The organism is Bacillus sp. N13C7 (assembly GCF_026790065.1).
Lineage (GTDB): Bacteria > Bacillota > Bacilli > Bacillales > Bacillaceae > Bacillus.
In genome coordinates this window covers 395,414-409,756 of record NZ_JALAMO010000007.1, presented here as the reverse complement: position 1 = coordinate 409,756, position 14,343 = coordinate 395,414, and the positions used below count along the sequence as shown (strand labels likewise).

Annotated in this window: 13 protein-coding genes and 2 pseudogenes; 3 read left to right on the top strand and 12 right to left on the bottom strand. The window is 46.6% G+C overall.

Annotation, left to right across the window (positions count from 1 at the left end):
* Positions 1-3: 3 nt before the first annotated feature.
* From MOB98_RS10190 to MOB98_RS10155, 8 genes and pseudogenes are all read right to left on the bottom strand, one after another.
* Positions 4-1,038: a glycosyltransferase family 2 protein gene (locus MOB98_RS10190; RefSeq protein ID WP_268358132.1), complete on the bottom strand. Its 1,035-nt coding sequence runs from the start codon at positions 1,036-1,038 to the stop codon at positions 4-6.
* 24 nt (positions 1,039-1,062) lie between these two features.
* Complete coding sequence (gene epsG / locus MOB98_RS10185) at positions 1,063-2,166, bottom strand: biofilm exopolysaccharide biosynthesis protein EpsG (protein WP_268358133.1); 1,104 nt, start codon at positions 2,164-2,166, stop codon at positions 1,063-1,065.
* Positions 2,163-3,318: pseudogene (locus MOB98_RS10180) on the bottom strand (glycosyltransferase family 1 protein). Before MOB98_RS10180 ends, epsG begins: the two are co-directional and overlap by 4 nt.
* Positions 3,311-4,147: a glycosyltransferase EpsE gene (gene epsE / locus MOB98_RS10175; RefSeq protein WP_268358135.1), complete on the bottom strand. Its 837-nt coding sequence runs from the start codon at positions 4,145-4,147 to the stop codon at positions 3,311-3,313. Before epsE ends, MOB98_RS10180 begins: the two are co-directional and overlap by 8 nt.
* Complete coding sequence (locus MOB98_RS10170) at positions 4,144-5,283, bottom strand: glycosyltransferase family 4 protein (RefSeq protein WP_268358136.1); 1,140 nt, start codon at positions 5,281-5,283, stop codon at positions 4,144-4,146. Before MOB98_RS10170 ends, epsE begins: the two co-directional genes overlap by 4 nt.
* Positions 5,284-5,294: 11 nt before the next feature.
* A complete protein-coding gene (locus MOB98_RS10165) occupies positions 5,295-7,115 on the bottom strand; it encodes a polysaccharide biosynthesis protein (RefSeq protein WP_268358137.1) in 1,821 nt (606 codons plus the stop codon).
* 232 nt (positions 7,116-7,347) lie between these two features.
* Entirely contained in the window at positions 7,348-8,031 is a 684-nt protein-coding gene (gene epsB, locus MOB98_RS10160) for a protein tyrosine kinase EpsB (protein WP_268358138.1), read from the bottom strand.
* Between the two features lie 5 nt (positions 8,032-8,036).
* Positions 8,037-8,741: a YveK family protein gene (locus MOB98_RS10155; protein WP_268358139.1), complete on the bottom strand. Its 705-nt coding sequence runs from the start codon at positions 8,739-8,741 to the stop codon at positions 8,037-8,039.
* A 245-nt stretch (positions 8,742-8,986) separates the two neighbouring features.
* Between MOB98_RS10155 and slrR the strand changes: the two genes are divergently transcribed.
* From slrR to MOB98_RS10140, 3 genes and pseudogenes are all read left to right on the top strand, one after another.
* Complete coding sequence (gene slrR / locus MOB98_RS10150; RefSeq protein ID WP_268358140.1) at positions 8,987-9,445, top strand: HTH-type transcriptional regulator SlrR; 459 nt, start codon at positions 8,987-8,989, stop codon at positions 9,443-9,445.
* 73 nt (positions 9,446-9,518) lie between these two features.
* Positions 9,519-10,988, top strand: a complete 1,470-nt coding sequence (locus MOB98_RS10145) for a carboxylesterase/lipase family protein (RefSeq protein ID WP_268358141.1) — start codon at positions 9,519-9,521, stop codon at positions 10,986-10,988.
* Positions 10,989-10,990: 2 nt separating this feature from the next.
* Positions 10,991-11,168, top strand: a pseudogene (locus MOB98_RS10140) (hypothetical protein); the annotation flags it as partial.
* A 33-nt stretch (positions 11,169-11,201) separates the two neighbouring features.
* Here the strand turns inward: MOB98_RS10140 and padC are convergent.
* The 4 genes from padC to MOB98_RS10120 form a co-directional block, all read right to left on the bottom strand.
* On the bottom strand, positions 11,202-11,687 hold the full coding sequence (gene padC, locus MOB98_RS10135) for a phenolic acid decarboxylase (RefSeq protein WP_242734236.1): 486 nt from the start codon (positions 11,685-11,687) through the stop codon (positions 11,202-11,204).
* A gap of 21 nt (positions 11,688-11,708) precedes the next feature.
* A complete protein-coding gene (locus tag MOB98_RS10130) occupies positions 11,709-12,164 on the bottom strand; it encodes a DUF3237 domain-containing protein (RefSeq protein ID WP_268358142.1) in 456 nt (151 codons plus the stop codon).
* A gap of 121 nt (positions 12,165-12,285) precedes the next feature.
* Complete coding sequence (locus MOB98_RS10125; protein WP_268358144.1) at positions 12,286-12,969, bottom strand: amino acid racemase; 684 nt, start codon at positions 12,967-12,969, stop codon at positions 12,286-12,288.
* 15 nt (positions 12,970-12,984) lie between these two features.
* Positions 12,985-14,340 (bottom strand): serine hydrolase, encoded by a 1,356-nt coding sequence (locus MOB98_RS10120; protein ID WP_268358145.1) that lies wholly within the window; start codon positions 14,338-14,340, stop codon positions 12,985-12,987.
* Positions 14,341-14,343: the final 3 nt, after the last annotated feature.

Here is a 14,343-nt window from a genome sequence, read left to right as displayed (position 1 = left end):
TCCTCACCCTCTGTTTCTCATTTTGTACTCGATTACCCGCTGATACACGGCTGACGCCATAGCGACCAACGGCGTCATTCTGTATTTCGCCATCAGAAGCAGGCATGACCGTTTTGCGTCAAAAGGCGCAGTACCCGTTTTTGAGAGGCTCTCCTGAAACACCTGGTCCGCGCAAATCATACCGACATTTCTAAACCTTTCAAACAGCCGGCGGCTGCCGCTTGTTTTCCATTCATTCAGCATACAGATGCTGCTGTGAAGCACGATAAAGGTATCAAGCTCTTTCTGATACTCCTTCAGTTTGTTGTTCTCCTGTAAAAACGTCGCGTTAGCTTCATATAACGCAAGTCCTGATTCAAACAGTTTTTTCTGATAGCGCTGCACGATGGAGGAAAGGTGAATTCGGTAATGATAGAGCGGCGCTTTTACATAGGATACCGAGCGGGCGAAAAAATGAGCCCGGAAGCTGAAAAACTGATCCTCGACATGCTCCAGCTCTCCTCGGAGCGGAAACGACAGCCGATGTGCTTCAACCATGCTTCTTCTGTACAGTTTGTTCCATGAAAACCCTCTGACCTTCCCTTCGAATAATGCCTTGATATAGTGCTCCTTCGGCTGCCCTTGATAGGTTTCCGCAATGTCAGAGACCATGGTTTTCCCAGTGTCCTCAAACTCCGCGGCGTAATTGCAAATGACAAGATCAGTTTCATCGCCTGCCGCCTGAAGCATCTGCTCGCAATAATCAGGCTCGATCCAATCGTCTGAATCTATAAACGCAATAAACTCGCCGCGGGCTGCCTCAATGCCCTTGTTTCGAACCGCGCCGAGACCCTGGTTCTCCTGATGAATCACCTTGAACCTGTTATCGATTTTGGCGTATTCCTCTGCAATATCCGGGCTGGCGTCTGCTGAACCGTCATTGACGACGATGATTTCAATATTGTCTACCGTCTGATTCCGCAGCGACTCGAGACACGTTTTGATATATGTTTCCGTGTTATAAACAGCGACTAACAGACTAACCGCAGGTGTTTCCATAATGACCGGCTCCTCTTGCATAAATTACCGGGAAAAAATCGTTCTGTAGGGCAGAACGGACGAATCAACCGGCATAAGCAAATAACTGTAAAGAAAATAACAAACAATGATAGCGATATAGATCAGGGCATTCGATTTTTTATCAAATATCCTGACGAAATAAGGGACTAGAATCATTTGATACAGGCCGAAATAAATGTTGAACCTGGCAAAGATCACGTCCTTAGTGGCCAAAAGCCCAAACAAAAATCCGAGCAGGCACAAATTGACGACGATATCGATTTGCGGCCACAGCTTCCGCAAACGCGCTCTGTAGCAAAAGGCGAGAAACAGCGGCAGAATCAAGACAGCGATTTTAATGACATTCATTCCGTTCGTGTTGGACATGAGCCATTTTTCATAATGGCTGTACGAGCTGTTTTCCAGCACAACGACAAACACAGAAATAAATTTCTGGTATAAAAACGTCATGCCGAGAAATAAAGCGGATAAGACGAATATCGCCGGTGACCAGGCTTTTCTTCTGACAACAAAATACACGGGAATCATAATCAGCGCCGAGGAATGAAAGAGCGAGCTGATCAGCACGATTAGAAAATATCGTTTCCAGTTCCCGCTGATGATATAGCGGATCGCCCAAAACAAAACGGCTGCCACCATGTATTGCCTGATGCCGTTGAAAGACGCGTAATAATGAAAGGTTCCCAAAAATAAAAAGACACTCAGCTCAAACGGCCTTCCGTAGTCGGCGAGTGTCTTCATAATAAAGCTGTAGGTCACAGCCGCAACCGTTATATACATGATTTGCGGATCCTTCGTGATGAAATTCATCAGCCAAAGCAGCGCGGTAAAACCCGGATCTGTCGCCGTTTTCGCAGTACCGAAACCGAATATCTGCCATACGTTTTGGTAATCGCCCGCCAATTCGTACAGCAGCGTGTACGTCTGAAAATCCGTACCGACTTTGTAGCGAAGACCCGACACGAGCACTAGTGACGTGAGCGGAATCCAGATCAGAAGCTTATTCGGCCGATACCCCGTGGCGAGCGAATCGTCACGTCCGCCGCACATTTTGGCGAACCAAGACCAAATATATACAATTCCCATATTGACAGCATACACAATCATCGTTTATTGTCCTTTTCCGCAGCTGATGTTATATACATTCAGCAGCGCTCCAACATTTTGCTGTGCATCGTAGCCAAGTTCGGCGAGGGTTTCTTTGATGAGCTCACGCTTCGGCCGGCCTGCGGCGGCTGCTCTTGCAATGGTTTCAGCCCAGATGCCAATCGGCTCGGAAAGACTTAATCTCGTCACAAGTCCGAGACCGGCATCGACTTTTTCTGTAATGGTATCTGATATGATGCATGGAAGTCCTGATGCCTGCGCTTCCACAAGCACAACCGGCAAGCCTTCATACAGAGACGGCATGACAAACACATCAAATGTACGCATCAATTCATGAATGTGTTCTTCGATGCCCAAAAAGAGCACGTCTGGCAGCAGGTTCTGCCGCCGCGCCTCCTCCTCCATTTTCTCGCGCAGCGGTCCGTCTCCTGCAAGAACGAGCTGAAAGCGAACCCCTCGTTCTTTGAGATGCGCGGCAAGCTTCAGCAGAAACGCGTGGTTTTTCACTTCATGAAACCGGGCCACATGTCCAATAATGAGACGGTCACCTGCAATGCCGCGAGTTGCTTTTTCTTTAACAGCCGCCTGCCCATTTGGGGCGAACAAATCAAGATCAATTCCGTTTGGAAGAAGATGAACACGCTCCCGCTCCATGCTTGACTGTCCGAATAAAAACCTGCCCGCATCCTCTCCGCAGGCACACAGTGCTGTCGCATTGGCCAAAATAAGCCGTCTAAACACCATCAGCTGCAGGCGGTCCTTCCAATTGAAGCCCGTCTTCCACGACGTATTGTGGGAATGGCATACCCTGACCGGCACTCCGGCAAGCCGTGCTGCAAGGGCGATAAAGCCCGTTTGGAAATCTGTGTGCGCATGAACCGCACTGAACGGCCCGTTTTCTTTTATCGTGTTTTTTACATTCCTTACAAATGTAAGGGGATTGCTTTGTCCAATGCTCGGAACATAAAAAAGCCGCCCGCCTAAAGATAAAATTTCTTCATCATAAGCGCACGGATCATTCCGATATGTTAAAAAATCAAATTGCACTTTGCTTCTGTCCGTTTTCCGATATAAATTCATCACCATAGTTTCCGCACCGCCCCTGTTCATGCCGCTGAGAACATGGAGCACACGCTTTTGGCCGCTATTCATGCTTAACAAGCCCTTCCTTTTGGTTCATCACTCTTTTTTTGTGATAGCGATTCATTACGGCTGCAGGCATAAAGGCGCGGATTAACGGTTTTGCGATATATATGTAATCAGATAAAGGAAGCTTCAATCGTCTGCATGCCTGATAGACAAGGATGGCGTTATCAATGGAATACGTAAATGACCGCCGTTTGAATGCATCGCTGTCTTCCCTTACTTTATACAAGGCTTCCTGGAGATTATAGCCCCTGAAGCCCTCTTCAAAAAAGCGAAGCCACAAATCAATATCCTCCATTCGTCTCGTCCGCCGCACCGAACGGTAGCCTTTCAGCGTGCGGTAGGCACTCGCTCTCATCATAATCGTTCCGTGGCAAAACGGGGTCCCCTTTGCCATGATGCCCGGCTCCGGTACAGAAGGCAGGATACGTGTGCCTCTTACGCCGCATTCATCAAATACTAGCATGCCGGTCCCCACCACCTGGTAATGCCGATGCTTTTCTAAAAACGCGACCTGCTTTTCCAGACGGCGCGGGTACGAGAGGTCGTCTCCGTCCTGGCGGGCGATATACTGGCCTGTTGCGTGCGAAAGACAATGATTTAATGAAGCAGCCAGCCGCTTATTTGTTTTGTTTTGAATCAGCTTGATGCGGTCGCTGTAATGAGCGGCATACTGCTTCGCGATGCGGAGCGTGCCGTCAGTTGACGCATCATCACACATAATCAGCTCCCAGTTTTTATAGGATTGGCTGAGAATGGATTCAACGCTTTCTGCCAAAGTGCGTTCACAATTATAAATGCCCATAATGACAGAAACTTTTGGTCCTGAGTTCATACGCTTTTCTCCTTTATATCCATGTACGCGGAATAAATATCTGCCATTTCTTCTACCGTTCGCGCCTCGGAAAAACGCAAGGCTGTTTTTCGGCCTTCCTGGCCCAGCTTTTTGCAGAGTTCCGGCTTATGATAAAGCTCTTCAATCCGGCCAGCAAAAGCAGCACTGTCACCGATTTTGATCAGAAAACCGTTCTCTCCGTCCCGGATGATTTCCCGGTGTCCGCGGTTATCTGTGGCAATTGCCGGTTTTTCTGCCGCCATCCCCTCCAGCACATTCATGCCGAGGCCCTCTCTGATGCTGGAGGCGACAGATACATCTGCAAGCTGAATCAGCTCGTGAATGTCGCGGCAAAAGCCGTAAAAGCGGATATTGCCGGAAGCGCCAAGCTTTTCAGCCAGCGTTCGATATGTTTGTTCCATCGCCCCTTCTCCAGCAAATACAAGGCGGAGCGACGGAATTTTATCTTTCAGCAAGGCAGCGGCTTCAATTAGCAGCTTCTGATTTTTGTTCAAATTAAGCTCAGCCGGATAAACCAATATAAAATCGTCTTCCTGGAATCCATGTTTTTTTCTGAGTTTTTGCTGTTCTTCCAGGCTGACAGGCCGGAACCGCTCGGTATTGACGCCGATGCCGTGAATTTTCTGCGTCTTTCCGCCCGGCCTTTGAAGTCCTTTCGCCCGTGTGTAATCCTCTTCATTAATCGTAATCAGGCAGTCAGTATATGCCGAAAGCCATTTCTCAACCGGATAGTAAAGAAGCCAATTTTTTATCGGCGCTCCGCTGCAGAAGTGAAAGCCGTGCGCTGTGTACAGCACCTTTGTTCCGTGCCGCCTTGCTTGCCTCGCCGCTAGTCTGGCAAGCACGCCGCCGACCGGCGTATGGCAATGGACAATGTCATATTGGTTGTTGTCGATCACGTCCTTCAGCTGTCTGTAAACGGCCAGATTCTGAGGATGAAAGGGCGATCTGCGAATCGGAATGGAAATTTTCTCATCCACATACGGCAGCTTGGTTTGTCCGCTCGCGGCGACATGAACCTCCCAGCCCATTCGTTTAAACCATTGAAAGTAAGGGAGGTGAAAGGCCTTAAAATGATAATCAACGGTCGCGCAAAACAAGATTTTTTTCGTCATCTTCACTCCCCCTAATGAACACTGGCAGCCGTCATTTTGTCTGATGTATTGATGGCCGCAAACAGCCTCTCTCTCAGGTCAGCTTCCGGCAGGTCATGAAAATCCTCGATAAAGCGCATCAGCACCGGCCAATCGCCGTCCACCGCTTTGCCGATATGAATTTTCGGAAAGATTTGTTCAGCGTGTACTTCATTTTTGTTCAGCAATTCCTCATACATTTTTTCACCGGGACGAATGCCTGTGAATTCGATTGGGATCTGCTCAGTCGTGTAGCCGGACAAATGAATGAGGTTTTTGGCAAGATCCACAATTTTTACGGGTTCTCCCATATCGAGCACAAAAATCTGACGTCCTTTTGCCAGTGCCCCCGCCTGAATGACAAGCCTTGAGGCCTCGGGAATTGTCATGAAATAGCGGGTCATCGCCGGATGTGTGACCGTCACTGGGCCGCCTTTTTCAATCTGTTTTTTGAAAATCGGAATGACGCTGCCGCGGCTCCCGAGCACATTGCCGAAGCGGACAGCCACAAATTTGGTGCTGCTGAATTTTCCGAGATTCATAATAATCATCTCGGCGAATCGTTTTGTTGCCCCCATCACATTGGCCGGGTTTACTGCTTTATCCGATGAAATCAGCACGAACGTTTCTGTCCCTGCCATATCGGCTGCTTCCGCGACATTTTTTGTCCCGATAATGTTGTTTTTGACAGCCTCTTCAGGATTGTGTTCCATTAAAGGCACATGCTTATGGGCAGCTGCATGGTAGACCACGTGCGGCTCGTACTTTTTCATTAAGGTAAACATTTTATCGCGGTCCTGCACATCCGCAATTTCCGTATGGAACACAATCTGTTTGCCGAACCTTCCATTTAATTCTGTATAAATCGAATGAATGCTGTTTTCTCCATGGCCGAGAAGAATGATTTCCTTAGGCCGGAACATGCTGATCTGCCGGCAGATTTCCGAACCGATTGATCCGCCCGCTCCCGTAACGAGAACTGTTTTTCCTTTGATGCGGTTTGAAATTTCGCTTGTGTCGAGGGTGACCGGCTTTCTGCCGAGCAAATCCTCAGCTTTTACATCTCTGATTTGCCCGGCAGTTCGTGTGCCGAGCAGCATTTCATCAAAATGAGGCATAATTTTGATGTTTACCCCTGTTCGCACACATTCTTTATATAACACCTGAAGCTCATGGGTGCGGAGCGAAGGAATGGCAATAATAATATAGTTAATTTTGAGCTTTTGCACCGCAGGCATGATACTTTCTTTTCCGCCAATAACGGGCAGTCCCATAATTTCTAATTTATGCTTCGTTTGGTCGTCATCAATAAAAGCGACAGGTATGATGTCAGGATCATCTTTCGACAGCAGCTGCCTGACCATCAGAGTTCCTCCTGATCCCGCCCCGATAATCAGCGCGCGGGACGAGGCGCTGCGTTTTTTTCTGATGCTTTCTTTTAACACTCTTGATAAAACACGGGTTCCTCCAATAGACAAAAACTGAAGCACCCAGCACGCGGTTAACAGACGGAAGAACATCGTATGATACACCGCATACTGAATCACGCCGGTCACAGCGGCCGAAAGCGTAATGCCCTTAAGCAAGACGATCAGCTCTCCGAGTCCGGTGTATGTCCACACCTGTTTATACTGACGGAACAGGAAAGCACATACATGATAGCTGAGGAGCAAGCTGACAGCGGTAAGCAATAATGCTCCGGAGTCATAAAATTGATAGGAATCTTTTAAAAATTGATATCCTGCAATAACTGAATTTAAAACGAGGTACGTATCCAGCGCAATAATCATTGACAATCTTCTCCGGTAACTCAACCTTTTCCCCCCTAATTCTTTTATCGGTTTAGCTGCGGCGGTTTTCGTCTAAAAAAATCGGCAGCAGCTAAACCGACAACACATCCTATGTATATATCAGATAAGTGGGCATTTAACCCGTCCTCACGCCCCGCCAGCGACGACCAGCATCTAAGGCAGCAATATCAGCTGCCCACAGCAGAGCCGAGTGCCTCCATTGATACAGGTCAGGAGACATCACCTTATAATCTATTTAGTAGGAATAGTGTTCCGATTTTTTCATTTTCTTTTTGTTTAAAAGAGCGCCTAACAGCTTTGCATTGGATTGCTCCAGTGCGTCCTTCGCTTTCAAGACGGTATCGGTTTTCGTTTTTCCGCTTAAAACGACGAGCACGCTGCCGTCTGTCTGATTGGCTAAAATCTGGGCATCTGCAACAGACAAAAGCGGAGGGGAGTCAAAGATGACGAGGCTGAATTGTTCATAGATGTCAGAGATTAAATCTCCCATAGCTTTTGAAGACAAGAGTTCAGCCGGATTCGGCGGGGTCGGCCCGCTTGTCAGCACATATAAGTTGTCGATCGGCGTCTTTTGCACCGTCTCACTGAGTGAAGCATTACCGACCAGTACATTTGTCAGCCCGGTTACATTCTCAACCTGAAACGTCTGGTTGATGGTCGGTTTTCTTAAATCGGCATCCACCAGCAGCACTTTCTTTTCCTGCTGCTGTGCAAATACAGCCGCAAGATTCGCTGCACTGAACGATTTACCTTCACCAGGCACAGAGGAGGTAACGAGGATAGACCGCAAGTTGGTCTGGACGGATGAAAACTCAATGTTTGTCCGAATGGTGCGGTATTGTTCCGCAACAATTGATTTATTGTGTAAAACGGATATTTGAGCCAAACCTCGCCTTGCTTTCTTTTTTCTAAAGATCACTCGCTTCACTCCCCGAAATGTTTTATCCCGCGATTCCGCCCTTTTTGGACATCAGGAACGGAGCCTAAGCATGGCAATCCGGTTCTCTCGCTGAGCTGACGTGCGCTTTTGCACGTATCATCGAGAAAATGCAGAAAAAATGCCAGTGTAATGCCGCCCATGACAGCTGCGCCAAAAGCCATGACCATATTTCGCAGCCTGGCAGGCTTGATCATTTGACTTTCAGAAGCCTTCGCCTCTGATAAGATATGTACGCCTTGTACATTCATTCTTTCATCTACTTCTTTTTCAAACTTGTTCACTAACGTGTTCGCAATCTCAGCCGCTCTCGCCGGATCGTGATCCTGGACGGCAACATTAATAATTTCTGATTCATTCTCACTGCTGGTCATCACTTTTCCTTTCAGAGAGGAAGCCGATTCAGAAAGATGCAATTCCGCCTTGACCTCTTCCATCAAGGCAGTGCTTTTCATTATCGATTGGAACGTGCTGCTGTACTGAAGATTTCGCTGGATGTCACTGAGATTCGAGTTTTCTTCACCGTCTGATTCATGAACCAGCACCTGTGTCGACGCCTGGTAGGTCGGTGAAATGACCTTATATTGCACAAAACCCGTAATAAGGGTGACGCCGATTGTGATGAGCAGAATCAGCACGAATCTGTGTTTGACAATCGCATATAATTCTTTAAAACTCATATTCTCATTCATGTATTCATAGCCTTCAGCCTTCCCGCGGCTGGCTTCCCGCGCCCCTTTCTGTTAATGATTGGATTATAAAAGAAAATGTTATTATTTAAAAATTGCAAAATAAGCCAATAAGTTCTCTTTAGAGAACAAAATCATGATTTTCCTCTAATTTACTGCACTTCCCTTATTATTTTAAATTTTATAAAGAACGAAAAATTCCTTATAATGAACGAAATAACGACAGGAATAGAGGAGAATTTCATATTATGATTGGGAGAACTATCCGTTTGTACCGTAAAAGAAAAGGTTATTCTATAAATCAGCTGGCTGTCGAGTCAGGTGTATCTAAATCCTATTTAAGCAAGATTGAAAGAGGCGTTCATACGAATCCGTCCGTTCAATTTTTAAAAAAAGTTTCTGCCACACTGGATGTTGAATTAACAGAATTATTCGACGCTGAAACGATGATGTATGAAAAAATCAGCGGCGGTGAGGACGAATGGCGCGTCCATCTTGTGCAAGCTGTTCAAGCCGGAATGGAAAAGGAAGAGCTGTTCACTTTTACGAACAGATTAAAGAAAGAACGGCCCGAAACCGCTTCCTACCGCAACCGAAAACTGACGGAGTCCAATATAGAAGAATGGAAAGCGCTGATGGCAGAAGCAAGAGAAATCGGCCTGACCGTCCAGGAGGTCAAATCATTTTTCAAAACGATGGGAAGATAATGTCGACTAAGGGCTGACGTTCGCATTCTCAGGAGAAATCTGTTTATAATGGGGGAAAAAGGGAGAGGAAGCAATGTCTCATAAAACAGTAACGACTCAATACGGCAGAGTGAAAGGCACAACAGAAAATGGCGTACATATATGGAAAGGCATCCCCTATGCCAAGCCGCCTGTTGGGCAATTGCGTTTTAAAGCACCGGAAGCTCCGAAAGCGTGGGAGAACGAACTGGACGCAACAGCGTACGGCCCGATTTGCCCGCAGCCGTCTGATTTGCTGTCACTTTCATACGCTGAGCTGCCCCGCCAGTCCGAGGATTGCCTGTATCTCAATGTATTCGCGCCCGACACTTCAAGTCAACACCTTCCTGTTATGGTGTGGATTCACGGCGGCGCTTTTTATCTCGGTGCAGGCAGTGAGCCATTATATGATGGGTCAAGACTTGCAGTACAAGGAGAAGTCATTGTTGTTACACTGAACTACCGGCTGGGTCCGTTTGGATTTTTACATTTGTCTTCATTTGATGAAGCGTATTCCGATAACCTCGGACTGCTTGATCAAGCCGCAGCGCTGAAATGGGTCCGAGACAATATCTCAGCGTTTGGCGGTGATCCGGATAACGTAACGGTATTTGGAGAATCAGCAGGCGGCATGAGCATTGCCGCGCTGCTTGCTATGCCTGCGGCAAAAGGCCTGTTCCAGAAAGCGATCATGGAAAGCGGCGCTTCCCGAACGATGACGAAAGAAAAAGCGGCGAGCACTGCGGCTACCTTTTTACAGATACTTGGGATTAACGAGAGCCAGCTGGACAGATTGCATACTGTATCTGCAGAAGATTTGCTTAAAGCGGCGGATCAGCTTCGGAAAGCAGAAAATGAAAATATTTTTCAGCTGTTCTTCCAGCCCGCCCTTGATCCGAAAACGCTGCCTGCTGAACCAGAAAAAGCGATCGCAGAAGGGGCTGCTGCCGGCATTCCGCTGTTAATCGGAACAAACCGCGATGAAGGATATTTATTTTTCACACCGGACTCAGAGGTTCATTCTCAGGAAACGTTTGATTCCGCGCTCGAGTATTTATTAGGGCAGCCGCTGGCCGAGAAAGCCGCCGATCTGTATCCGCGTTCTCTGGAAAGTCAAATTCATATGATGACGGATTTGTTATTTTGGCGCCCGGCTGTTGCCTGCGCCTCTGCCCAGTCCCATTATGCGCCTGTCTGGATGTACCGGTTTGACTGGCACCCGGATCAGCCGCCGTACAATAAGGCGTTTCACGCATTAGAGCTTCCTTTTGTTTTCGGAAATCTGGACGCGCTAGAGCGGATGGCAAAAGCGGAGGTTACCGATGAGGTGAAACAGCTTTCTCTTAAAATACAATCGGCGTGGAACTCGTTCGCCAAAACAGGAAACCCAAGCACCGAAAATGTTACATGGCCGGCATATCAAGAAGATACAAGAGAGACGCTGATTTTAGATTCAAAGATTTCGATCGAAAACGATCCTGAATCTGAAAAAAGGCAAAAACTATTCCCTTCAAAAGGAGTATAAACATGGGGAAAACAGGATACAGGCGCTGTCATCGTTGTGGCAGCCTGTATCATCATTTTATCAACTGTAATATGTTTACGGGACACAGCCTATAACCAGCCTATGCGCTGGACTGGCATCATATTGTTTTTCGCAGGAATTGTGATGGTTCCCGCCTACTCAGCAAAAAACCCGGGAAAGAGGAGTAACTCTCTTTTCCGGGTTTTTCGTTTCTTACAATTTTCCCGCGCGGATATCGTCTGTCATTCCTTCATAAGGAGCTTTTGAAATCACTTCTTCATTGTCAATTCCCTCATTTTTCAGGAATGTAATTTCGGCAAATTCAGGTACAACGTATTTAGGATACGTTTCATATTTTTCACGGGATTCTTTCATCAGATCAATGTGGTCATTTTGGTAGCAGACCGTAATTTCAGGATGCTCATGCACCCATTTCGGGAAGAAAATAATGCCGTGCATGCGTTTTTCATTCGGCATGAAGTTTAAAGAAACATCTGTGCCTGTCGGCTCTGTCCAAGACACCTTATATACGCCTTCTGTCAGTTTGACAATATTAACTTCCTGATCCCGCACCCAGCGTCCGGCAACCATTCCGCTATGAATTCTATAATCAATTGTATGGTCGTTTTTAATATAGATTTCGTATTCCCAACCATTTTCATAAGTATAAATCATGTGGCTTCCGATAAAGTTTTCCATCTTTTACACTCTCCTTAGTCTTTACTGTACTTCATAAATGTCTAGTCGAACGTAATCAGGGCTTCTTTCTGCGGAACCGATAAACAAACGGTCATGCAGCCATCGATAGGCTTCACTGCCTGTTTCAAATCTCGGCACCGTACGGAAATAAACATGCTCCGGATCAATGATTTCCCCGGCCGCGGCTTGTTTTCGAAACGGCTCGCTGACTTGCCGTATTCCATTGTTTTCGATGTAAATGACTTCATGATCTGCTGTTTCAATCACATACCTGGCAGATAAATCTGTTCTGCCGTCAGCGCGAATGATTTGTGAATCGGCACCGCCCGGCAAAATACGTCCCTTTACTTCTCCGGTTATTGTTCCCGAACGAATCGGAATGAGTCGTCTCAGTCCCAGGCCTGTCTCACCAATGGCAATAGGCGGATCAACCTTGATTTCTAAAGAGGCGAATGGTTTTAAAACCGGCTTCTTCATAAGCACCACCTCACCTTCGAAAAAATCATGTAACTATTTACATGTTTACTTTAACACCATTGAGTGTAACTGTCAAACAATAGGACATAAAAAAACAAGGACTGTTTGAAGACAGTCCTTGTTAGCTTTGATAGGCAAGATATGTGCTGACAGTGCTTTTTGCCAGACAGTCAGAGGAATCAATAATCGGAATCTCACTTTGGATATGATCTAACACCGCATTTAAATCCGTACAGGCTGAAATAATGATGTCTGCTTGCTGACTGATTTCTTCATATAGCTTCTGCCACAATGCTTGTGTATGCTGCATTTGATTCGGCTGTTTAATTGCGGCGATTAGCTGATTCACAGCCTGCTGCCAATGATCTTTGTGAACAATTTCTTGTCCGTTTGCCTTCAGCCCTTTTTGATAGATGGCAGATTGGATGGTTGAATCTGTTCCTAAAACCGCCGCTTTTTTTGCATAATGCGGAATCTCTTTTATCGTTTCCTCAATGATATGCAACAAAGGAACCGACAATGCCTGCTGAATCTCTTCATAGTAGACATGTGCCGTATTACAAGGCAGAGCAATGAAATCAACGCCTGTTTTCTCGAGCTTTACCGCCCCGCCAATAATCGCTTTTTTCATCTCAGCATGGTCAATCGGACGATCTGCATAGAAGGGTGTCGGACATGAATAAATCATCATGTGCGGATAGTCGATATCGTTTGAAGCCCCATACAGCTTCTGACAGTAGTCAATCACCTTATCGATAAACGGTGAGGTCGATTTTGGCCCCATACCGGCTAATATTCCGATCATCGCGCTCATTCCTTTCTAATTCGTGCGGACCGCTTCTTCTTCTGAGCCATCCTCATAGAGGATAAAGCTTTTCGCAGCATCCTCACCTAACATAAATTCGACTTCAACAGACAATGATCGCAGAAAGAAACGGGTTTCCGAGGAAGGGAATAATTCCAGTCTCAGCTGCCCGGTGATCTCCAAATAAAGCCGTTCATTCTCGGCTGTCACCCGTGCAGCCGTCCCATCTTGAAACGAATAGCTGCCAACATAGCGGCTGTATATCGCTGTATCAATTGCTTTTTTCTTTTTGTCAGCGGGGAGTTCCGGAATCTCATATGGCTGTCCAAATAGAATATGTTCCGCCGCCTTCAGAATTGCTTGTTCATATTCAGCATCCTCTTCCTTATTGCTCAAATAGATCAGCGTTTTACGATGATCGATATATCGGATCATCGTCGTTGAATAGCCGGGCCATCCTCCGGTGTGGCTGACAACCCGCCCTTTTTCAGGACTGTTTTGAAGCACCCAGCCAAAGCCGTAATCAAACATTTCCCCATTGTTAAGGCGTACAGGTGAAAATGCGGCTTCCTTCGAAGCATTGCTGATCAATTCATCCTGATATAACGCCTGATCAAATTGAAACAAATCGCTTGTGACAGAGTTAACTGTACCGTCTCCCTGTATCCCATCAAGGTACACAACGTAGTTCGTTTCCTCAAGATCGTCAGGGAGGACGTGTGTTTCGGAATGTACATCATACACATATCCATATGCATAATCATCCATCCGTTCAGGCCGAAGTCTCCGATTATACACTCTCGTTTCATTCATGCCGGCCGGTGAAAAAATATATGTTTTCATAAAGTCTGCATAGTTCATGCCAGATGCTTTTTCAATGATAACCGCCAGCAGCACATACCCCGTATTGCTGTACAGCCAGCCTTCATTCGGCTCAAAATAACCAGGCAGCCCCTCATTCATCAGCATATCCACAATATCCTGATTCACCGCGATCTTATGTGGATCCCAATTGGTAAAAAACCATTCCATATAATCAGGAAGCCCTGACGTATGGTTCAATAAATGCCGAATCGTTACGCCCCGATACGGAAAACCGGGCAGCCAGCGCTCCACTTTATCTTCGTATCCAAGAGTCCCCTGCTCCTCCAGCAATATGATTCCCAAAGCTGTAAAAGGCTTTGACAGAGATGCTAACTCAAACAAAGAGTTTGTTTGCAAGGGGCGTTTTTCCTTCAGTTCTGCATAACCGAAAGAGTGGTGATAGATGATATCGCCATCCTCCGCAGCCAGAACCGTCCCGTTGAACTGATGTTTTTCGCCTAATGTCTCAAATAAATTCTTGAAATGCTTCCTTTTATTCTGCTTCATTCC

Excerpts from the sequence above, each read along its gene's own strand:
- MOB98_RS10190 (WP_268358132.1), bottom strand. The coding sequence starts at position 1,038 with ATGGAAACACCTGCGGTTAGTCTGTTAGTCGCTGTTTATAACACGGAA.
- epsE (WP_268358135.1), bottom strand. The coding sequence starts at position 4,147 with ATGAACTCAGGACCAAAAGTTTCTGTCATTATGGGCATTTATAATTGT.
- slrR (WP_268358140.1), top strand. The coding sequence starts at position 8,987 with ATGATTGGGAGAACTATCCGTTTGTACCGTAAAAGAAAAGGTTATTCT.
- MOB98_RS10125 (WP_268358144.1), bottom strand. The coding sequence starts at position 12,969 with ATGATCGGAATATTAGCCGGTATGGGGCCAAAATCGACCTCACCGTTT.
- MOB98_RS10120 (WP_268358145.1), bottom strand. The coding sequence starts at position 14,340 with ATGAAGCAGAATAAAAGGAAGCATTTCAAGAATTTATTTGAGACATTA.
- MOB98_RS10130 (WP_268358142.1), bottom strand. The coding sequence starts at position 12,164 with ATGAAGAAGCCGGTTTTAAAACCATTCGCCTCTTTAGAAATCAAGGTT.
- MOB98_RS10145 (WP_268358141.1), top strand. The coding sequence starts at position 9,519 with ATGTCTCATAAAACAGTAACGACTCAATACGGCAGAGTGAAAGGCACA.
- MOB98_RS10170 (WP_268358136.1), bottom strand. The coding sequence starts at position 5,283 with ATGACGAAAAAAATCTTGTTTTGCGCGACCGTTGATTATCATTTTAAG.
- epsG (WP_268358133.1), bottom strand. The coding sequence starts at position 2,166 with ATGATTGTGTATGCTGTCAATATGGGAATTGTATATATTTGGTCTTGG.
- padC (WP_242734236.1), bottom strand. The coding sequence starts at position 11,687 with ATGGAAAACTTTATCGGAAGCCACATGATTTATACTTATGAAAATGGT.
- MOB98_RS10155 (WP_268358139.1), bottom strand. The coding sequence starts at position 8,741 with ATGAATGAGAATATGAGTTTTAAAGAATTATATGCGATTGTCAAACAC.